General features: G+C 66.3%; 17 protein-coding genes. 10 read left to right on the top strand and 7 right to left on the bottom strand.

Annotated features, from left to right (window positions below; translation table 11 throughout):
- The first annotated feature begins 6 nt into the window (after window positions 1–6).
- From GXW71_RS30160 to GXW71_RS30145, 4 genes are read left to right on the top strand one after another with little or no spacing between them, the layout of a single operon-like run.
- Window positions 7–1,320: a hypothetical protein gene (locus tag GXW71_RS30160; protein WP_211856450.1), complete on the top strand. Its 1,314-nt coding sequence runs from the start codon at window positions 7–9 to the stop codon at window positions 1,318–1,320.
- A 60-nt stretch (window positions 1,321–1,380) separates the two neighbouring features.
- Window positions 1,381–3,702: a DotA/TraY family protein gene (locus tag GXW71_RS30155; protein ID WP_211856448.1), complete on the top strand. Its 2,322-nt coding sequence runs from the start codon at window positions 1,381–1,383 to the stop codon at window positions 3,700–3,702.
- Window positions 3,692–4,159: a hypothetical protein gene (locus GXW71_RS30150; RefSeq protein ID WP_211856440.1), complete on the top strand. Its 468-nt coding sequence runs from the start codon at window positions 3,692–3,694 to the stop codon at window positions 4,157–4,159. The genes GXW71_RS30155 and GXW71_RS30150 overlap by 11 nt, the downstream gene beginning before the upstream one ends.
- Window positions 4,160–4,216: 57 nt before the next feature.
- Entirely contained in the window at window positions 4,217–4,528 is a 312-nt protein-coding gene (locus tag GXW71_RS30145) for a hypothetical protein (RefSeq protein ID WP_211856432.1), read from the top strand.
- A 170-nt stretch (window positions 4,529–4,698) separates the two neighbouring features.
- Here GXW71_RS30145 and GXW71_RS30140 read toward each other — a convergent pair whose 3' ends face one another.
- Window positions 4,699–6,345, bottom strand: coding sequence for an SEC-C domain-containing protein (locus GXW71_RS30140; RefSeq protein WP_211856430.1), 1,647 nt, complete (start codon window positions 6,343–6,345; stop codon window positions 4,699–4,701).
- Between the two features lie 434 nt (window positions 6,346–6,779).
- Between GXW71_RS30140 and GXW71_RS30135 the strand changes: the two genes are divergently transcribed.
- The gene (locus GXW71_RS30135; protein WP_211856428.1) at window positions 6,780–7,331 is read left to right on the top strand and encodes a hypothetical protein; all 552 of its coding nucleotides are present in this window, start codon (window positions 6,780–6,782) and stop codon (window positions 7,329–7,331) included.
- 161 nt (window positions 7,332–7,492) lie between these two features.
- Here GXW71_RS30135 and GXW71_RS30130 read toward each other — a convergent pair whose 3' ends face one another.
- The 4 genes from GXW71_RS30130 to GXW71_RS30115 form a co-directional block, all read right to left on the bottom strand.
- Window positions 7,493–8,044: a hypothetical protein gene (locus GXW71_RS30130; protein WP_211856426.1), complete on the bottom strand. Its 552-nt coding sequence runs from the start codon at window positions 8,042–8,044 to the stop codon at window positions 7,493–7,495.
- Window positions 8,045–8,046: 2 nt separating this feature from the next.
- Entirely contained in the window at window positions 8,047–9,258 is a 1,212-nt protein-coding gene (locus tag GXW71_RS30125; protein ID WP_246527026.1) for a hypothetical protein, read from the bottom strand.
- A gap of 90 nt (window positions 9,259–9,348) precedes the next feature.
- Complete coding sequence (locus tag GXW71_RS30120; protein WP_211856424.1) at window positions 9,349–10,122, bottom strand: hypothetical protein; 774 nt, start codon at window positions 10,120–10,122, stop codon at window positions 9,349–9,351.
- Between the two features lie 111 nt (window positions 10,123–10,233).
- Window positions 10,234–10,665, bottom strand: a complete 432-nt coding sequence (locus GXW71_RS30115) for a hypothetical protein (RefSeq protein WP_211856422.1) — start codon at window positions 10,663–10,665, stop codon at window positions 10,234–10,236.
- A 972-nt stretch (window positions 10,666–11,637) separates the two neighbouring features.
- Here GXW71_RS30115 and GXW71_RS30110 point away from each other — a divergent pair.
- The 3 genes from GXW71_RS30110 to GXW71_RS30100 all read left to right on the top strand — a co-directional run bounded on the left by GXW71_RS30110 (window position 11,638) and on the right by GXW71_RS30100 (window position 15,498).
- Window positions 11,638–12,801, top strand: coding sequence for an aminotransferase class V-fold PLP-dependent enzyme (locus tag GXW71_RS30110; RefSeq protein WP_211856421.1), 1,164 nt, complete (start codon window positions 11,638–11,640; stop codon window positions 12,799–12,801).
- A gap of 760 nt (window positions 12,802–13,561) precedes the next feature.
- On the top strand, window positions 13,562–14,662 hold the full coding sequence (locus GXW71_RS30105) for an NAD(P)/FAD-dependent oxidoreductase (protein WP_211856420.1): 1,101 nt from the start codon (window positions 13,562–13,564) through the stop codon (window positions 14,660–14,662).
- Window positions 14,663–14,892: 230 nt separating this feature from the next.
- The gene (locus GXW71_RS30100; RefSeq protein ID WP_211856419.1) at window positions 14,893–15,498 is read left to right on the top strand and encodes a carboxymuconolactone decarboxylase family protein; all 606 of its coding nucleotides are present in this window, start codon (window positions 14,893–14,895) and stop codon (window positions 15,496–15,498) included.
- A 417-nt stretch (window positions 15,499–15,915) separates the two neighbouring features.
- On the opposite strand, the gene GXW71_RS30095 is transcribed toward GXW71_RS30100, so the two are convergent.
- A complete protein-coding gene (locus tag GXW71_RS30095; protein ID WP_246527029.1) occupies window positions 15,916–17,481 on the bottom strand; it encodes a S10 family peptidase in 1,566 nt (521 codons plus the stop codon).
- A gap of 468 nt (window positions 17,482–17,949) precedes the next feature.
- On the opposite strand from GXW71_RS30095, the gene GXW71_RS30090 reads away from it, so the two are divergent.
- Window positions 17,950–19,050 carry a helix-turn-helix transcriptional regulator gene (locus GXW71_RS30090; protein WP_211856417.1) on the top strand — a complete coding sequence of 367 codons (1,101 nt, stop codon included), beginning with the start codon at window positions 17,950–17,952 and terminating at the stop codon, window positions 19,048–19,050.
- 89 nt (window positions 19,051–19,139) lie between these two features.
- Here the strand turns inward: GXW71_RS30090 and GXW71_RS30085 are convergent, their stop codons facing one another.
- Window positions 19,140–20,240 (bottom strand): eCIS core domain-containing protein, encoded by a 1,101-nt coding sequence (locus tag GXW71_RS30085; protein ID WP_211856416.1) that lies wholly within the window; start codon window positions 20,238–20,240, stop codon window positions 19,140–19,142.
- Window positions 20,241–20,709: 469 nt separating this feature from the next.
- Here GXW71_RS30085 and GXW71_RS30080 point away from each other — a divergent pair.
- On the top strand, window positions 20,710–20,989 hold a 280-nt coding region (locus tag GXW71_RS30080), incomplete at its 3' end, for a hypothetical protein (protein ID WP_456315999.1).

Here is a 20,989-nt window from a genome sequence, read left to right as displayed (position 1 = left end):
GAGCCCATGTCAGAGACCAGCCAGCAGCCGTCGAAGGCAGGCGAGAAGGACCCGATCAAGGAGCTTCTCGAGCGGATGAACCAGGTCAGGGGCTTGGTTGCAGGCTCGGACCCGCGCCTCAGCGAGACGATCGAGGCCCTTCGCAAGGCTGCCGAGCAGCCCGGAAAGACCGCCGAGGAGGAATTTCGGACGCGCGTCGCCTACGCCGTGCAGGACCTGGGCCGTCTCGCTGGCCCCTTCGCCTTCGTGCCCGGGCCCCTGAGGCGGGAACTGAACGAGCTCGCGCTGGCGGCGCCAGGTCTTCAGAACGCCCGCCTTGGCGAGATGCTGCGCGAGACGCCCGGCATCAATGACCGCCAGCTGGTGCGCGACATCCGTCAGGCCGCCTTCGAGGCGATCCGCAGCGCCGACCAGAATGGACCCGACATCACCAAGCGTGTCCAGGACATCGAGGCACGCCTGCGCCAGGCCACCGCGCCTGCGCAGTCCGAAACCCGACAGGCCGAGCGCCCTTCCCCGGGCACGCATGCCGGGCTGGGAGACCGCACCCACGCCGCCGTATCGCCGGGCGAGGGCAACCGGCTGGCGGGCGTCGGCGAGGCCCTGCCGAGCCGTGGCGTGGCGAATGCCGCGGCCGGCCAGCAGCAGCCCGCGGGCGCCCTGGTCCGTGGGCCCGGACTCCTGGACCGGCTCGCGGGCGTCATGGCGGCTCCGGCGAGCGATCGGCCGCGTGCGCCGGAGGAGACCCCGACGCCGCTCGCGGACCGGATCGTGTCCTTCACGCGGAACCATATGGAGCGCCGGTCGCTCGAAGCCGCGGAGGCCTCGGGGCAACGCGCGGTGGAAGCGCTGCAGAGGTTCGAGAGCGGTCCCGGCGCCGCGGTCATGACCAAGATCCGGGAGGCCGCACAGACCGATCCCCGCGGCATCCAGGGCGTCCTCTCGGAGATGCGCGAGGGCGGCCGGCATGCCGAGCTGCGCACCCAGTTCAACAACGCCCTGCAGCAGGAGCGCGGCGGCCTCGCGGCGGCCTATGACACCGCGGCGGGTGCCGTGCGCCAATACGGCGCCGACCGCCAGGCGGCCGAGGCCGTCATCCTGCGTCGGGCCAATGATCCGGTGCTGGCCGCCCGCTTCGAGCGCCTCGACGCCCAGATCGGCGAGGCGACCAGCCGTCTCCCCGGCCGCCAGGACGGCCGCAGCATGACCGACGAGCTCGGCCAGAAGATCGCTGAGCTCGCCCGCCGCGCCGCCGAAGCAGTGCGGTCCGTCTTCTCCCGGGAGCCCAGGGCCTCGGCCGGTCCCTCCCCCGGGCCGTAATCGGCGCACCATTCGCGCCACTCGCTCGCATCCTCGCCCAAGTTTCCCCGCGAGGATGCGATGCGCCGCCTGCTCCCTGCCCTTCCCGTCCTGCTCCTTGGCCTCAGCATGGCCGGGCCCGCGCTCGCCCAGGCCGCCGGCGGAACCGGCGTCGATGTCAGCTGGTCTGCCCTGGATCCCCGTGACGACTGGGCCGCAACCATCATCCGCGCCGTGTTCCCGGTCTTCGGTCCCTCGGGTGCAGAGGGCACCGGCAACGCCGCAACCGTCATCGGTGAGATCGTCCGCTATCTCACCGGCTTCGTGATGGCGATCACCTGTTTTTTCGTCGCCTACACCCTGCTCATGCAGATGGTCCGCGGCGCCGAGACCGCGAAGATCTTCGGCAGCGGCATGACCAGCCTGGTGCCGGTGCGCATCGGCGTCGCCGCCATCTTCATGTTCCCGCTCGCCTCCGGCTTCAGCACCGGCCAGGCCGCCGTGGTCCAGGTCTCGATGTGGGGCATCGGCATGGCCAGGATGGTCTACGAGCGCGCCGTCACCGCGATCGGCGCCGATGCGCGTGTCATCGCCGATCCCGTCATCCCTGGGACACGCGCCATCGTCGCCGGGTTGATCCGGAACGAGGTCTGTCGCGCCCTGGTGAACACGGTCGCGAACAATCCGAACCTGGTTCCCGTGCCCGCCCCCGTCAGCGCGCGCGCCGGGAGCGACACGGTCCTGACATGGACCTACCGTCTCGCCGCCGGCAATGAGACCGGCGCGCCGGTCTGCGGCGCGGTCACCCTGCGGATCTCCGGCGGCCAGGACACCATCGCCGGCGTCGCCATCAACCAGAGCGGCGCCCAGCGCGACATCCTCACCTCGATCCTCTCAGGGACCATCCGTCCCGCCGCGCAGCAGGTCGCACAGCAGGTCTACAGCAACCGCCGAGCCTCCGACCTCGAGCCCCTGACCAACGTCATGATCCAGGCGACGGCCGACTACACCAACCGGCTGACGAGCGCCGCCTCGGATGCCATGAGCCGCCTGCGTGGCTCCCTCACCAATGCGCGGAGCGGCACGCCGGACGCGGCCACCACGCGGCTGCTCGCGCTCGGCTGGTCCTCGGCCGGTGCCTACTATCTCGAGTTCAGCCGCCTCAACGGCGCGACCCTCTCGCTTATGAGCTCGGTGCCCAGTGTCACCCGGCCGTCCGCGATGGGACTCGGCCCCTCCCTGACCAACGACCTGGCCCCGCTGATGGAATCCGTCGACGCCTACATGGAGCGCCTGGAGGCCTATGTCGCGACCGCGGACCAGGCGAGCATGCCGACAGGCGGCAACACCCTCTTCGCCGGCGCGTCCGCCGCCGAGGACGGCGCCGGCCTCCTCGAGCGCCTGCTCCGCACCATGAACCTGGGCGAGGCCTTCCTCGTCCGCACGGCAAGCTACCTGATGGCGCCTGGGATCAGCGTCTGGACCGATCCGTTCGGCAATCTGATGCAACTGGGGCACTACATGATCAGTGCCGCCCTGGCCGCCATCGGGGCTGCCAGCGTCGGCATCGGCGCCTCCGCCGGCGCCGCCACCGCGGCCGGGTCGAATTTCATCACCGGCCTCTTCGTGAGCTGGGCTCCGGCGGCCATGGCCAAGAGCCTCGAGTTCCTCTCGCCCATAATCTACGCGCTGGCCAGCGGACTTCTGATCCCCGGCCTGACCATCGCCTTTGTGCTGCCGATGATTCCCTGGCTGATCTGGATCGCCGGCGTCGGTGGCTGGCTGATCCTGGTCTGCGAGGCGGTGATCGCAGTGCCGCTCTGGATGCTGGCGCACATGACGGCTCGCGGCGAGGGGCTGCATGGCCGCGCGGTCGAGGGGTACTCCCTGCTCTTCAACATCCTGTTCCGACCAGTGCTGATGCTGCTCGGCCTGTTCCTGGCGTATTTCATTTTCGCGTCGATGAGCTGGCTTTTGCGCCAGAGCTTCGGCATCGCCGCCGGCTTTGTGATCGGGAACGGATGGGTGGTCACAAACATGTTGGGCATGATCGTCCTGCTCAGCATTTTCGTTCTCGCGCACGTCATCCTGGCGCTAACGTCGTTCCGGATGATTTCGCTGGTGCCGCACCATCTCCCGCGGATGATCGGGTTCCTGCCCGCCAACCGCGTCGATATGGATGGCTTCGCCAGGGCGGTTGGAATGGCGGGCACAGCCGGGGCGCTGAAGAAAGTCGAGGACGCGGTGTCGCCAAAGCGTATCGCTGCGAGGCCTGGATCAGGCACCCGAGGCGAGCGAACTGATCCGGAAAGCCCCCGATCCCGGCACGACGGTATGGACAGCACGATGCGAGCGTCGACCGATATGTCGACCCCAAGGCGGGATGATGACGATGAGGGATGACGAAGACGAGGGCTACGGCCGTGGGATGAGCTTCACCGACGGATATATCTTTGGACAAATGGCCGCTGAAAGCTCGCAGCGCACCTTGGAGCTCAAGGAACACGTGCGGCAGCGCTTCGCGCGTCCGCAGCGCACCCCGTACAATGCCGACGCGGTCGACCGCGCTATCGCCGCTTGGAAGTCTGCTGTGAGAGAGCGCGACGACGACATCGAGCGGCTGCAACTGCTCAATCGAGAGCTCAAGGCGGGCGCCGCCTCTGCCGTAGCCGATGCCGAAGCACTGAAGCGGCAGCTCTCCGCCATAGGCGAGGAGAACCGCGCCCTCCGCGGTCTCGTCACCAACCACGAGCACGATATCGAACTTCTGCAGAACACCATCACCCGTGTGATGGAAATGCACGATGCGGAGCTCACCGAGCTCAGGGCCGAAATCGCTGGTCTGAAGGGCGAGAGCTGAGCCGGCACATTCGCGCCAGCCCCGCGCAGTATGAGGACGCAACACGGAGCCGTTCTCATGCACCGCTCACGCATCGCCAGCCTGGTCATCCTCGGCCTGCTCCTCGCCGGCTGCACGGGCGGCAATCTGCGGTCGCCCGGCGACTACAATGCCCCGCCCGCCCCAACCGTCCGCCGGTCCGAGTACGATCCCTTCGCCGGCCCCGGGTCCGCAAATGCGACTTGGATGCCGCCCGTCATCAATCGCAACGGCACCATCGTTCGGCCCTACGACCCGAGCATCATCTCCGGACGCCCAGACTCTGAACACGCCAGCTGGGCGACCGACGCCGCCGGCGGCAGCACCGCGGCGCCTCCCGGTACCTTCTGAAGAGCCCAGCACTCACATTCGCTCAGCCCGGCAGTCCTTGGCCGGAAGCTGAATAGCAGCTTGCGATCATCAAACCCGTGGTAGCGGACATCGGGACCAAACCCAGAAGGCCCAACGTCCTCTAATTTGTACGCGAGGCCAGATCGGTAATAGCAAGGTTTTGCGCGCCGCTAACTCCAGTCAGGATTCTTCACCTTCATCGCTCCTACGAGCCGCTCACAGTACCGTAGGAGTAGGTCCTCATCGGACAGCTTCTTTAGCTCCTCGATGTCCGGTGCGCTCTTCATATGCTCCTCAAGTTTTGTCCTGGGTGCATTGCGGTAGTTGCGAACGAAGAACTCAAACATCTCGTGCGGGGAACAGTTTCCCTTGCCAACGTGCTGCACCACGCCGAAGTACGTTTCCTTATACTGCTCCCATTCGTGTAGCTGCCTATCGCTCATCGTCTGCGTAAGCGTGAACTCACGCCCATCGTCCCTTCTCACGGAGAAGTAAAAACACATCGCCTCCTTGGAAGCTATGGCCGTGGTGACGATGCCGGAGAAGGCATCCAAACCAACGCCCAATACCGCCTTAGTGTCTTCGTCGGCCGGATCATAGTAGTAAAGCTGCCCGATCATCGGGCGCCTCTCTACCTTCATTCCTGGCATCTCAGACGGCAGCGAGCCATCGAAAGTAGTGGGGATGTGGGTGTACTTCTCCATCGCCCGAACAATCGAGTGCGCGTCAGCGTGCTTCTGCTCCTGCTTGTAGGCATCGAAGAGCGTGATCCGCTCCGCCTTCATGAAATCAGGAATGTGGAAGCCGTAGGGGCAGATGAAGGTCGCAGTGCCGTCGCTATTGAGGTGATGGTGGTAGCAGAAGTTGGTGATGAAGACATAGGCCGGAGGGTCGTTTGGCCGCTCCCGCTCCTTGTTCACCAGATGTTGCCGCGCACGCGGGTACCAGGGCGGCTCCGTTCCATCGGCACCATCGGCCGCGTTGAGATCGATAAACACCATCCGGTCGGCATGAGAGGGCTTATTGAGCGCGTCGCTCAGGTGCCTGCGGATGCGGTTCGTGGGATCGGGATCGGGTGTCCCATCGGCCGCTGTCTTCCCGAGCGCCCCGGCGACGGCGCGCGCCTTGACCTCGACCGAGTAGCGCCGGCCAGTGGGGCTCGTGGCATACAGCTCGACGTTCCGCTGATTACGCTGCGTCTCGTCGACGAGCTCAATCTTGAACCCAGCCCGCACGAGGCAGTTAATCATCACGAGCTCGAAGTAGGCGCCCTGGAATTGGTCAGGCACTCGGAGCCGATTGAGCATGTGCTTCAAGAGCTCGGCGTTGTGCTGGATCAGGTAGAGGCTATAGGCGAGCCCGAAATAGGCCGCGGCCGCGCCGATCGCCTTTGCCTCGGCGTACCCCAGCTCATTGCGCGGCAAACTCGCCAGGAAGGCCCGTACCATGCCACGCCACACAATAATGGGGTGCTGTGCTTCCGGGGGCTTTGCCGTCTCTGCGGCGATCCACTCCGGGCCGATTTTGCGGACGATCAGGTCATCTAGAAACTCGTTAAAGACGTTCCATCGAGTCGAGGCGGTCACCTCGGTGCCGACGGCGACAAACCGGCGCCCGTTCACCACAGCGGAGATGATCGGCCTACCGTGTCCCTGCTGCTGGCGGCGGCGGTACTCTTGCGCTTCCAGCTGGGCACGGAGCAGCGCGTGTTGCTCAGGCGACGGGCCGGGAGGCTTCGCCATGGGGTTCCCGTGACAGTGTTTGAACTTCTTCCCGCTGTCGCAGTAGGGACAGCGCTGGTTGCGGCCAACCTTCATTCCGGCATCATATTACGAATCGGTAGTGGTTAATTGCCTTATGTGTGGGCGGAATCAGTGCCCGATGCGTGGTCGATGAATGTCTGGCTTCAGGTTCGTCCCGAGGCGAAGAGAAGCGTCTAAGGGCGCACCTCCTCTCATGAGGCCGGCTTCCAGCCCGCGCGGTACGAAGCCGGCTGAATGGCTACACCTCCGGTACACTCAGCGAGATGAAGGGCGTCCTCGACGTCGACGCCGAGGTAGCGGACCTCACTTTCGATCTTGGTGTGGCCAAGCAGGATCCGGACGCCTCGCAGGTTGCCCGTCCCGTTTTAGATGATCGATGCCTTCGTTCTCCTCGGCGAGTGGGTGCCGTAATCCTCGGAGCGGAGTCCGATCCCCGTCACCCACTCATCGACCACCCGGGGATACTGCCGTGTGCTCAGATGGGCTGAGTGGTCGATCCGGTTCGGGAAGGCATAGTCGTCGAGCACGCCGCCACGCTGCTGGAGCCAAGCCAGGATGCTCATTCGTGCCGGCTCAAGCAGTTCAAACTGAACAGGACGTCCGGTCTTCTGCTGCACGACCATCGCGCGCGTCCGGATGCGGCCACCGCTGACGAGATCACCTATTCGGACCTTCACCACGACGCCGCCTTTGACGACCCGGTGTCGCACGTCGACGAAAGTCATCCGACCGCAGGACAACTCCTCGTTCACGAGATCTCCCACGCTTGGCAGATCGCGAACGGCGCGTTCGACGCGAGCTTCCTGTGGCGCGGCACGGTCGGCAAACTCTGGGGTCACGACAATTACGACTATGGGCCGCCAGGGCCAGCCTTCGGGGACTTCGACCTGGAGCAACAGGCCTCAATCGTGGACCAGTGGTTCGGAGGGAGCACACACCACGCACCGCCAGGGATGTTCCCAACAGGACGTAGGCGTGAAGACCCCGCCGATCCCTACTTCCGCTACATCTCTGACAATATCCGCCTCGGCCGCCTCTGACAGGGAAGGCGAGGTCGCTCGCGCTGCCCCCACCCGAACGCCCGCCGCCGCCTCGCGGCGAGCCGGGGGGCGGCAGCGCCGACGGCATGGGAGTGGGGGGCACGAACAGCGCGCGACACCAACGCGCGCCCTAGCCATGTGCTGGCGCCCAGCGGCCTCCGTTAGTGGGGCCAGAACGTCTCGTTCGTTCGGAGATAGTCGACGATCGCTCCCATCCGTCGGGTGCGCAGCTGCCAGTTCTGCCAGGCGCTCCGGAACGCCAGCAGGAAAAGCACGGCGCAGAACGGCAAGACCTGCAGCGCGCTGAGCAGCCGACCCGCGCCCCAGGAAGCCGCGACGGTCTGCCAGCCCCACACGATGAGGAATAGCCAGGCGAGCCCGAAGCAGCCCCACGAGAGCCACGCCGTCTGCCGGCGGCGGACCCGCCAGCGCTCCAGCAGTTCCTCCTCCGAAAGCCCCATGAGGAAGGCATTCGCCTGCGGATCCACGGTCCCGTCAGGCCGGGCGATCGGGAGGTTGCGGTCCTGCGGGCCGCGCAGGCGATCGGCGAGCGCACGGATGAGCCTCGCCCCGTTCGCGATCTCGCCAGCCCCTGCCGCTTCGGCGGAACGCCGGCCGAACCAACGAGGCCCCGCCAGCAGCCCGCGGCCGAGACGCCGCCACAGGCCGCGTCCTCTCTCGGACGACCGTACGGGTCCAAGCTCGATCGCCATCGTCAGCGACCTGCGACCGCGCCCACGAGCGCCGCGACATCATTCGGCAGCCCATCCTGCCGGCCTTCGCTGCCATCGGCCCGGTGCCACAGGAAGGTCGGCGTGCCGCGAAGCCCAATCGCCGCAGCCGCCTCCATGTTCGCCTGCAGACGCCCGGCGGCCTCGGTCGAGGGCGGGCCCGTCAGGCCATTCCGGCTCCACGCTGTGACCATGTCGCCGGCGGGCCTGCTGAGCATCGCCAGCGTGGCGCGCGCGCTGGCGCCACCGTTCTGTCGATCGAGGATCGCGATCGGGATCACCGACAGCCTTACCCGGCCGCCCGCCACGAGCGGCTGCAGGCGCTGCAGCGCCTGCACCGAGTAGCCGCACTGCGGGTCAATGAACATGCGCAGCTCCGGCGCCGCCGGGTCGCCGACCATGCCTGCATAGATCTGGTTGCCGACCGCACGATCGGCGCGGGGCGCTGGCGGCGCCGCCGCCGGCTGGGCCGGGCGTGGAGGTGGGCTTCCGGAAGCTGGCGCGGTATTGGGGGCCTGCGGCGGCGGCACGTCGCCGATCGTCACTGTCGGGATCGCCCCTGGGACGCCCGCGACGTGCTCGCGCGTCAGGTTCCGGCCGGCGGCATCCCACATCACCCCGGGGATGACCCGGGACCCATCCGGCGCTGCGTAGAAGATCTGGAACACCGTGCCACTGCGCAGGACGGCGCCGCGCAACCCGTGTTGGTCTCCCAGGTCGATGAAGCCGGCGCCGCCGATTCGCCGCAGCTGCTCAAGCGAGATGTCGGCCATCAGCCCGGCGACCGCGGCCTGGCCGTCCGGTGTCACGAAGAGCAGCATGAACTCCTCGCCCGTCCGTGCGACGAGCGCGCGGAGACCGCCTCGCTCCCCGAGATCCTCGAGCTGCGCACCGGTGCCGGCAATGTGCCGCAGCACGGGAATAGTCTGGACCGGCGGCGGCGATGGCTGCGCGGCCATAGGCACGACCGCGGAGGCTTCAGGGCGGGCGGGAGCCGTGGCCGCCGCAGCCTCAGCGGCGGCGGGCACTGCGGGCGCTGGCGCCGGCGTCACGGCCCGGGCGGGCGGCGGCAGGGTGATGGTCGGATGAGTGAAGGCAGCCGGCCCGTCGGCGGACGCGGGCATCCCGCAGAGGGATTGCGCCAGGGCGATGCCCGGTGCCGCGGCGATGCAGGTCGCAAGGAGATGGTGTCGCATGATCCTCGTCCAGAACGGTGACTGGACCGAGGCTATGAGCGAGCGGCGCGAATGGTGCTCGGCTCCCCGGAATTCGGCGAGACCCGGTCCTCAGGTCGCTGCGATGGGACCGGGAAGAAGGCCGGCGCTCACATGACAAAGAACGGCGCCAGCAAGGTTCCTGCTGAAATCACCTGCGGCAAGGCGTTCACGGTGCGGTTGCCGCGCACTGAGCACGGCGACGATGAGATCAGCGAGCTCGCGGATGGCGCTCGGGCCGTCAGGCCAGAGAAATCGGCACTGGTCCAAGCAGACGTCGACCGCGCGCTCCGCTTGACCAAGCGCCAGTTCGGCTGCCGCGACGTCGTCAGCCCGGCTCGGTGGCAGCGATCGGGCCAGCGTCGCGGCCTCCAGGGCTGCCTGGTCCCGCTTCACGAGGGAATTTCGCGCGTGCTGCACCGCGCCGCGCAAATCGCTGTCCACATTCTCCGGCGTCAGGTTCGGTCGCCTTGGATCATCCGATGTCGCCTTGAGGAGAAAGCGATCGCTCACGTCCTGCGCGAAGATGCGCGCGAGGCTGACGATCGCGGGCAGGCTCTCCAGGTCGAAATCTTCGACCAGGTGAAGCATCGTGTCCGATTTGAATGTGAGGCCGAGGTCGGTTTGCGCCGGCAACTGCGCGATGTCGCTCACCAGCTTTCTCAGCAGTGCCCGCTGCGATGTGTGAGCTGCCTCGATGGCATCACTGCGGGCCCCCGCATCATCCAGCTCGGCTATGCCGAACTCGCGACGTCCGTACCGGCACTGCACACCCGCGCGAATCACCTGATGGCATTTTTCGATGAGCGTCCCGTCGGGCCCGCCAACCAGATGTCCGCGAAGCATTATATCGTATCCGATATAGCGCGGTGGAATCCTCCACCCGTCCCGGTTCCCCGCGAGGTTCATCGCTTCTCTACCCCCGAATGCATCTTGCTGGCGGCCGCCCGCGCGGCCCTAGGCGTCCTTCTGTCCTTTCGCGATTGGGCTGGTCCGAGTCCAACTGCCCTTCCGCTTCTTCGGTGCATCTGCTTGGCGAATCTCGATGCTGCCCGGATAGGAAAACTCCGACCGGAGCATCTCCAACAGCCGGTGCAGATCCCGATAGGTGCTCTCACGCTGCGGGTTGACCGCGAACGGGTAGTAGCCATTGCGCCAGCTGGTGAGCAGCAGCACCGCGAAGAGGTGCCCTCTATCCTCGGAAGGGCGTTCCTCAAGGACGGCAAAGCGAATGTACCCGCCCTGGCTGAGCCACTCGATGACCTCCGAGCGGCTGATGAACTCGTCCGGATCGGGTGAGGCGTCCGGGCCTGCGTGTCGCCGGACGGCGTCGGCGCTTCGCGTTGGTCGAATGGCGCTCTCCTCTCCGTGGCAGGTTGATGACAACACGTGTCAACAACTGCTTCCATGATCGTCGGGAATCTCGCCATCGCCGCCGCGTCGATGTGCTACGAGGTCGGCCCGTACCGGACGGCCGGCACGCTCAATTCTGACCGAGTCAGAAATTGCCCGGTCAGCGGGCCGTGTATCCTGCTCAATGCTGAGCGGATATTCGGACAGGCAGTATCAGATCCACGCATGAGCACCCACCCATTACAGCGCGCGCCGGTAAAGTACGTTCTTTGCATCCTATGCGTGTGCAGGCTGTAATGCCACCCTTACGGTTGTACATAAATCGGCGCGGCCGGAGAACACCGTTTCACGAATGCGGCACTACTTCCCGGACACGGCAGAAACTCCCGAATTGCGTGCTGATGTTTGTATTCAATAGACGCTGTATGGCCTCTGGCGCTCACCCGATCGTCTACGTTTAGCCGCACCCCTCGACGAGGAGCGCCAGCGCCGGCCGCCTCCACCGCTCTGCAGGTCCTGCCGCCATCATCGGCGTTATGCTGCGCTCCGCTTCGTGCGGACGGTCTCGCTATGGGCGTGTCCTGCCGCGTCTGACGATGACCGCGGCCATCAGACAACAGCCGCTGCACCGCATCGCTCCAGCCGCTCAACAATCGCGCGCTTCGCGACGTTCACCGCCTTGTCCTCACGCTTCGCGCGCTTTGTGCGGCGTAGCTGCTTTGCGTTGCGCTCTGAGGCGAGCGTCAGCGCTTGGCGGGCATCTCGGTGGAACCTGGCCGGCGAAATCGACGTCGCTCGCGACGAGGAATCGAATGTTGCCGCGGAACCGGCGACCTTTCGCCTCACGAGAGAAGACAACCGTCGCCTGAGCTGCTCGATCAAAGTACTTCGCGGCAAGGACCCGCATCATCTGACCACCGCCGAGCCACGGCCCGATCACAAGAGGTCCATGCTTGCCGTGACCTCGTGCTGCTCTAGGCTGCCCGAAACTGTCCGAGGAAGCCCGGCATGCTCGCCTCCCAGCGCCATCTCTTCGACATTCCGCGCGACGTCGCCTATCTCAACGCTGCCTCCTGGTCGCCGCTGCCCCTCGCCGTCCAAGCGGCCGGGCGAATGGGTGTCGAACGCAAAGCCCACCCCTGGGATGTCGATCCGACGCTGTCCGGCCGTGTGATCGAGCGAGCGCGTAAGGCTGCCGCCGACCTGATCGGCGCCGCGGCCGAAGATCTCGCTGTAATCCCCTCTGTCTCGTACGGCGTCGCCATAGCCGGGAAGATTTTCAACCTGCCTGCCGGATCCCGCGTGCTGGTCTTCGAGGACGATCACTCCTCCCCGGTACTGGAATGGCTCACGCGTGCGCCCGCCCAGGGCTTCACGGTCGAGACGGTCAAGCGCCCGGCGGATGGCGACTGGACCGCCGCCATGGAGGAGGCGATTGCGAAGCCTGGCGCGCCGCTCTCGATAGCCTCCGTCTCGAACGTCCACTGGTCCGATGGGGCGTTGCTGGACATGGACCGTATCGCGCCGGCGCTGAGGGCGAAGGGTGCCGCCTTGCTGATCGATGCGACGCATGGCGCGGGCATGATGGACCTGGATGTGAAGCGGCTCGACCCTGATTTCCTGATCTTCCCCACATACAAGTGGGTGCTCGGTCCTTATGGCCGCGCCTTCATCTATGTTGCGAAGCGCCACCAGGACGGGGTGCCGTTGGAACAGACGGCCTTCGGCCGCAAGGGCGTGCAGACCGAACGCGTGCCGTATATGTACGATCTCTCCTACGCATCGACTGCGCGGCGGTTCGACATGGGCGAGCGCGACCATTTCGTGGGGCTGGAGATGGCGGCGGTGGGCCTGGAGCTGATGGCATCATGGGGTCACACCGCGATCAGCGAACGCTGCGCAATGCTGACCAAGCGGCTCGAGGAGGGGCTAGGTAACGCGGGCGCCGTTCTGCCGAAGCGGGCACTACGTGCACCGCACATTCTCAGCGTCTCCTTTCCCGAGGGCATGCCAGCTGGCTTCATCGAGGCCCTGTCCGCTGAGCGAGCGTTCGCCGCGCCGCGCGTCGGTCGGCTGCGCATCAGCCCGCATGTTTATAACGACGAAGAGGATGTGGACCGCTTCGTCTCGGCCTATGCACGCTGCCTGCGCGATGCCGCCGTCGCGGCTTGAAGCGGGGAGCGCCATGGTTGCAGGCTCCTGTGGCAAACGCATCCCGGTGATCGAAGCGATCGCTGTTTGACCGCGCGCCCAAGGGCGTGCGTTGTCAGAGAAGCTGGGGCCGCTTCCAGAGCTCAGGGAGAACTGCAGCTCTTGCTCGGTCGCCTTTGAGCCGAGCCGGCGCCCTTCGGTCTGCTCCCCTGCAGCTGACGCGAGAGCGTCGTCGATGGACGGAAACGAGCGTGCAGCGCTCGAAGGCGGCGACCTCGTAGACCAGCTCGCCATTCACGTTCACGTCCAGCAACGTCAGATCCGTGGAGGTCGCCTCGAGCGCTGCGATGGCGGCGGATATCCGTGACAGGGGCCGATGCCGACGCCGCCGAACCGCTCGACGAGAGGACGGTACGGCCTAGTAGCGATGCGTTGCCGGCAATGGTCATTGCACCCTTTCGGGCTCTCTCAGCCGTCGCCCGATCTGAGCGAGAGTACGTGCTGGCTGAGTGGCAACGCGATCGTGCAGCGCGCGCCATCCCGCGGGAACTCCAGCGACGTCACGGACCCGATGTCGTAGGAGAGGCGAAGACGCGTCTGCTATCCGGGCATCGACAGCCCCAAAAAGGTGAAGGGAACGCGCCATAATCGGTTTCCGCGTCGATACTGAATTTTCGGGCGTGCGGAGGAATTCGCCGGCACTGGCCTGACCGCCCCGGCGAGTTCATTCTCCGACATCATACGCGGCGTGGGGCCATTCCACTGGAGCGGAAGGTAGATCATGGACATTGTGATCGTGGGAGCGGGGCTGACAGGCGCGTGCAGCGCGCTCGTCCTGACGCGCCGAGGCCATGACGTGACCGTCATCGAAAAGGGCGAACTGGGCCAAGCGACGACCGCGAATTCTGGCTCGGCCATCCTCTATCAAACCAAGGAGACCGAGCTCCTCGTCACCATGACCGCGCGCGGACTGCTCCTGTGGGACGCCTTGCGTGCGGAGGGATTGACGCCATTCCGGCGAGACGGCAGCCACGTGCTCTTTGCTGGCGCAGAAGAGGAATTCTTCGCGGCCCGGCGAGCGGATTTCCTGAGCGGGCACGGCGTTCAGGTCGAGAGGCTGGATCGCGCAACGCTGCTGGATCAATTGCCGGGGCTTCACGCGGACATCACCGGTTCCTTTCATTGCTCCGCCGATGGTGAGACGAATCCTCTCGAGAGCTGCATCGACATCGCGAGGGCGGCGCAACGCGCGGGAGCATCCTTCATCTTCCACGACGCGTGCGTGGCCCTGACTTTCCAGGGCGACCAAGTGAGGAGCCTGCGCACCACGAGCGGGCTCACGCTCGCAGCAGACGCCGTCGTGCTGGCCGCGGGCCACGCTACGGCGGCTCTGGCGGCAGACTGCGACGTCGATCTGCCAGTCTATCCCGAACGTGGTGAGCAGTTGCTGACCTATCCGCAACCGCCCACACTCAAGGGGCGCGTCCTGAGCGTGCGCTACACGCGCGGCAAGGCGAAAGGTGCCTTCGTCGGTCTGGCCCTCGGCCAGGAGCCGGATGGTCGAATCAAGATCGGTTCCACGCGAGAAACGGGGCACGCGGATCTCGTTACCAGCGAGAGAGGAAGGCAAGGTCTTCTGGAGGAACTGGCGTTCTGCCTGCCGCAACTCGCCAAACTCCCCATTGAGCGCCATACGGTCGGCATCCGGATCGGCAGCCGGACGGGGCGTCCGATCGTCGCCAGATTGCCGGGATGGGACGGCGTGTTCGTGATCGATGGCCTCGGTGGCAATGGCGTCGCCTTCGCGCCGCTGGTCGCCGAACTCGCCGCAGATCTGATCGACGGCACGGCCGACCCTCTTCACCCGCAACTGACCTTCTGAGCAAGGAGGTTCTTCCATGGTCACGACGCACGCGGAGCTGATCAAGGCAATCCAGATGCAGTTGTCGTCACGCGCGCGAGGCGCTCACTGGGCACGACAGGAAGCGGCTTTTGACCGCCCGCGAGGCTTTGCCGCGTTCCTGGAGGAGAAGCTCCGCAACTGGAAGCCTGCGGAGAGTGAGAGGAGGGTCCAATCTTGATGCGCACTTACATCCTGGGCGAGGTCGGCCAATGACCGCCCCACGCGTTCCGCTGCCCTCGCCAGAGGCGATGTCGCCGGTACAGCGCGCGCTGTACGATCGGATCATAGCCAGTCCGACGCGCCGCATGGTCGGACCGCAGCGCGCCAATATCCATAGCCCGGAGCTGGCGGAGGCCTGGTGGCAGCTCGGCGACATGCTGCGCAACCGGACCGTGCTGCCGACGATGCTGATCGAGCTGGCAATCATCGTCGTCGGCCGACGCTGGACCAGCCAGGTCGAATTCCACGTGCATGGCGCCGCCGCCATCAATGCCGGCCTCGACCGCGCCGTGGTTGAGGCGATCCGTCAGGGGGCACCGCCACCTCTCGGGCCAGGCCAGGAGCGCGAAGTCTACGAGTTCGCCAGGCAAGCACAAATGAACGGCCAGGTGGATGATGCGGTCTATGCAGCGGTACTGGCCCGTTGGGGCGAACGCGGCACGGTCGAGCTGACTGCGGTGATCGGCTTCTACACCATGGTGAGCATCGCCCTGAACTTGCACCGCATCCCTTTGCCTGATGGTGCCACACCACCACTGGCGTCGATTGGCCACGAGGACGGACTGGCGCCGCTGCCGCCCTCCGGGCTCGCTTAGCCCGTCCTCAGCCCAGGTGACGGGCAGCCGGCGAGCGCGGACCGCATCTTTCGGCCTGACAGGGGATGCAGCCAATCGAAAGTGCAGCTCATCGCGCATCACCATGTGCGGAATCCCGGCGGCTGTTCCTAGCTTGGGCGACCGGGCATCTTTCCGCATGACTGCCTGTCATCCCGGCCCGGGTGGGCTAGGTGCGCTTGCGACGCGGATGAGCATTTGGACCGAAGCCCCGATGAGCCGGCACAGATGAAGGCATTCCACGGTCTCCATGGCCGACGACGCGTACCAACCAGGGAATCGGCCGAACTCCAGGCTTCATAGCCTTCGCCAATCGCCGCTCGATGGACGGCACCCACAGACGTGGCGGGGCCTTCTGGGCCCGGCAGGAGAAGGCGAGCGCCGCTGGCCCGAGGAGGCCTAGTTGACCATCTCGATCATCGCCCTCCCCGCGTCGCGCAACGCGGAACGCGATCCATCAATGCCATAAAACATGTGGCCTCCCGGATAGGCCGCCAAGCGAACACGGTCGCCCCCGACCCTGCTGGGGATCTGGTCCAGGATAAGTTGGGAAGCGAAGTAGGGTGTCACCAAGTCGTACAATCCGTGAGCGATCACCACGCGAAGGCGACCGTCCTGTGCAAGAGCCAAACGTAGGCTGCTGACCGCTTCCGGCACGTTGTTGCCCCGCCCCCAATCCCATTCACGGCTGGTCGCGCGGTTGAGCACCTCATAGCGGCGCTCCTCCGGTCGCCAGTTCAGCTTCTCATCGTAGAGGCCGAGCATGGCCCTGCTCAGCGGCGCAATCAGTGCATCAAGCACCGGGTCCGGGACAGCTTGGCGTGGGGATGAGGGGAAAGGATCCGGGCCGGTCACCGTCCCATCATAGGCGCTGACAACACTGCCCGTCGGCGCACCTAGCTGGCGCAGCGTCTCGCCGATTCCCAGTCGCGCCTGGTGCCGCTGCACCCATGCTGGATCGAGACCTGTGAGCGCGGCGACACGCCTGCTCATGCGGGCAATGGTCTCTGGGTCGCGCACGCCGCGCACGAGATCAATGAGGTACTCGCTGGTGGCGTAACGCTCCACCTCTTCCAACTCGGTCCGGGAGACAAGACCACTGGACGCGCGACCAATCGCCGCAATGGTTGGCAGACGCGCGGCCAGGGCGAGAGGGTCAAAGATCGCGCTCCGACCGCCGAAATCGAGCACGGGTGAGACAAGCACCAGGCCGCTCACGGCAATGCCATGCTCCCTTTGCAGCACCCGGGCGAGACGAGGGCCGCGAAAGCCGCCATAGCTCTCGCCAACCAGATACTTGGGTGAAGCGGCCCGGCCGTTCTTCTCCACCCAGCGGCGGATGAACTCGGCCAAGGATTGGTCGTCGCCCTCGACGCTCCAGATCCGCCGCCGCGCCTCCCCGTCACCCTGGAGGAAACCGCTGTAACCTGTTCCGACCGGATCGATGAAGACGAGGTCGGTGAAGTCCAGCCAGGTCTCGGCATTCGGTAGGAGCGGCGCTGGCGCGGACGGCGCCGCCGCGGCGTCGACCATCGCGATCCGCCATGGACCGAGCGCGCCAAGCTGCAGCCATGCCGAGGAGGCGCCCGGCCCGCCGTTCACGACGAAGGTCACCGGCCGGCTGGCGCGATTCGCCTCCAGAATTCGGTAGTCGATGTACGCTATGTCAGTCCGAGAGGTAGCCCGACGGTCTGCAAGCTCGATGCCGCCCGCCGTCGCGACGAAGCGAATGGTGCGGTCGGCCAGTTCGACACTGTGGCGGGTCACCGCGTCCGGCGGCAGGCTCGGAACGCTCTGAGTGGTCGGCCGCTCGGCACCGGGTCGATCCGGGCTGGTGCGTCTTGCCGGCGAGCCGCCTTGTTCCGGCGCCGCGGGAGGTGGAGGTGAGGCGGCGGGCTGCGCGAGTCCGGCACCGGACAGAAGGGCGGCTAGGATCGCCGCGAGCAAGCCCGAACGGATGGTCATGGCGTTCACTCGCCGCATCTCCCAGTTCGTACGCCGTGCACCGGCGCCAGCTGGCCCGCCGCTCAGCGGCCAATGATATGGGTGTCGCGCCGCCGGCCAGGAGGACCCGCAGCGTTGTCGAATCGAGCGGCGGCATTGAGGGCAGCCATGACCCTGGGCCAGCGGCGCCGTGGGCAGGTCACTGCTGCTGACCGGCGGGCCTTCCACGGCCCATGCCGTCCCTGCACCGCCGCACGCTACGCACCTCCCTCGGAGGCAACGGCGGCTACCGGTTCGCTGAGGCCTTGCCCGATCAGCGCCATGGCCCGCCGGGCGTTGTGGGTGGCCTCGTCGGTCAACGCCGTGCCCTGAGGCAGAAGGCCCGAGGATTGCAGAATGTTAATCGATCCGGCCACTTCGTGATCATGCCGAATCGTTCGCAACTGCGTAATGCGATAAGCTCGCATCTGGATGGCGCGGAGACCCGCGATGGCTGTACTGAGCCAACTGACGCTCGAAAAGCTACATGCGGCAGCGCTCGACCCTGGCCTTTGGCCAGAGGCGTTGACAGAGGTTGCCGATGCGGTTGGGGCTCAGGGTGCGATGGTCCATGCCATGGCCCCCGATCCACGCGACAGCGTGCTGCACGTCGGCCGGCTCGATCCCGACTGCGACCGGCTCTACATGCAGCAGTATCAGATCAACCCAATGTCTATGCTGTTGATGCGCCGGCGCCCAGGCGAGATTCTTCCCACGATGAGTCAGTGCCGACAGGAGCTACGCCGTACTGCCTTCAAGGCCGACATCCTCACGCCGCAGCGCATCGAAGAAATTACCAATCTGCTCTATGGCGGCTGGGAAGATGTGCTGACCGGTGGCTTCGGCTTTTGTCTCAATGCAAAAGGCGCCGAGACGACGGCGGGCCACCTCGCGAAGGTCGCGGAGGCTGCGCCGCAGCTGACCCTTGCACTCGATCTGGCTCGCCACCTCAATGGCACCGCCCGGCGGAACTGGAGCGCGATGCTGGAGACGATGGACGCTGCAGCGCTGCTCGCCGATGCCGGCGGCCGGGTCATTCTGGCCAATCGATATGCTGAACGGCTCCTGCGGCGCGGACATTGGCTGCGCGTCCACGCTGGCCGGCTACAGGCTTCACGGGCCGCGGATGAGGCGAAGCTCGCCGCCGCCATTCGGACCACCGTGCTCGCTCCTGTCACGCAGCGCCGGAGAAGCCGACTAAGCCTCCGCGCCGTCGGCAACGAACCACCCTGCCTCGCGGTGATCGCGGCCGCTCCAGCCATTCCGGTCGCTGAATTCGGCCTGCCGCGTCCGGCAGCTCTGCTGATCCTGCGTGATCCGTCGCCACGCACCGACCCGGCGCTCCTGCGAAGCCTGTTTGGGATGACTGAATCGGAGGCCCGGATCGCCGCGCATATTGCGGGCGGGCTATCGCTCGGCGCCGCGGCGCAGCGTGAACGCATCGCGCATACGACAGCGCGCACGCATCTGCAGGCCGCCTTCGGCAAGGTTGGTGTGCATTCGCAATCGGCGCTGGCCAGCCTGCTCGCACGGCTGCCCGAGAGCGACTGAGCCCCTCGCCGGAAGGGAATCAGTGACAGGACCTGGTCAGTCAACCGAGGCTGCAGGACAGCCGTGCGTCCGGCACGCCGTTCGGCCCGTCAGCCTTTCTGCACCCATTCTCGGGCGAGTGTTCGAGCGCGTGCCAGGGCATCGACCCGCAAGCCCTGGAAATAGGCTGGGTAGCTCCAGTGCACTTCCCAGAACGGCCGCGCTTCCGACGCGAGAGGATCGTACGGGGCGAGCGCTGCCGTCATCCCCGGTAGTGAGGCCGCGAGACTTCGAATGTACAGCGCCTGCGCGGCGTCAGAGCCGATATCGACCAGGCGACGAAGCCGCTGCACAAGCGCGTCCGCTCGCATCCTCGACTGCTTTACCTGAAACTTCGCTTGTGCGACCCCGTGCAGCACGGTGACGTAGGACGCGTAGTGATCGAAGGTCGCCGCGGTAATCGTGTCGGGGCCATGGCTGTCGAACAGGTGCCCGAGCGGCGGAGTGTACATCACGCCATTCTTCTGATGCGCATAGCAATCGCCGAAGGGATGACACGCCAAACCGAAGGTCAGCAGGAAATCGGGCAGTGCCGGGGAAATCTCGTCGAAGATCTTGATGCGCCGGCCGAACTCCGTGGTCTGCGACAGGCCTGAGAGCGCGTGCAGGCCGATCTGCACCTCCCAGCTACCCCAGGCCAGGCCCGGCGCGGCGATAATATGCCCGGCCGCTGGAATCGCATCCAGCTCGAGCGCTTCATCCGGCAACTGCGCGTAGAAGGCGACACTGGCCGCGTCCTGCTCTGAAAGGCCGGCCGCGAGCATCACCAGATAGACCGTATAGTAGTGTCCGACCTCACCCCAATGCGAAATCCTATCGGGACGGCTTGATGCGGTGAGGCGCAAGCGACCACCCGCGACGATCGTCGCCGCGGCGAGCCGTGCCTCTCGCTCTGCAGCAGCCTCGTAGACCGGGCCTGTGTGGCGCTTCTGTACAACGTGAGCCACCTCATGGGCGACTATCGGCAGAGCGCGCGGATCCTCCGGGTCGTCGCATGCAATCAGAATGTGCCGGCCGATGGCCATACCCCGCGCCATGCGTGAGCGGCAGGCCGCCATGGCTATGGGCCCCGAATGCACCACGACATCCCCGAGGTCGGCGTGATAGCCGTCCTCGAGCCTGCGACGCAGGCGTAGAGGGAGACCAGACATTCTGCGCTCCTCAGCTGTGAGGCTCACAGTCGGGTAACTCAACTGCTTCCGCCTCCTCCGATCGGAGGAGTGAACTGGCGGAACCCCCGAAGGCCAGCCCTCGCGCTCCGTCGGCAATGCTGGCTTGGCGCTCGACCGTTGCGCCGGCGTGTGGTTAGCCGCTCGAACGAAGCCGAGCCGCTCGATCAGCGCCACGCGGCCTCGTTGTCCTCGTGGTCGGTCGCCGCCCCACAAGGCTGCATCCCGCCGGCGCTGATGCTGGCGAATGGACCGCGTGATCAGCGATCCGCCAGTGAGCTGGCAAAGCATTCAGACCGAGCATTGCCTCGCTGGCCTCCTCCGATCGGAGGAGGTGCACGGTGCCCGCATACGGCATGAAGGTCGGGTTGGATGCAGTGGCATACGTCGTGGCGGCGCCTGCCACGTAGTCGCTGACGGCGAGCCGGACCAGGGGGATGTGTCGGGGGCCATGCGTGAATTCCTGCCAGGCCGGCCGCCGCTGCTCACGATGCTGCTTGCCCTGGCGCTGCTGTCGCCGATCGGCGGTGCGATGGCCCAGCCTGTGCCCCCTGTCATCCCACCCCAGGGTTCGCCGATCCCGCAGATCCGCCCGCCGGCGCCACCACGCGTCGGTCCGGGCACCGAAACGCCCGCCGCCCCCGGCATCCCCCCCGCCGCGCTCGGCGGCAATGTCGCGATTCGGCGCGCCGTCGTCGAAGGCGCGACCGCTTTTCCGGCTGAGGAGCTCC

This window comes from Plastoroseomonas hellenica (assembly GCF_018129085.1).
In the GTDB taxonomy this organism is placed as follows: domain Bacteria; phylum Pseudomonadota; class Alphaproteobacteria; order Acetobacterales; family Acetobacteraceae; genus Plastoroseomonas; species Plastoroseomonas hellenica.
Note: the sequence above shows the minus strand (reverse complement) of the source record. Positions and strands in the feature narration are given on the sequence as shown.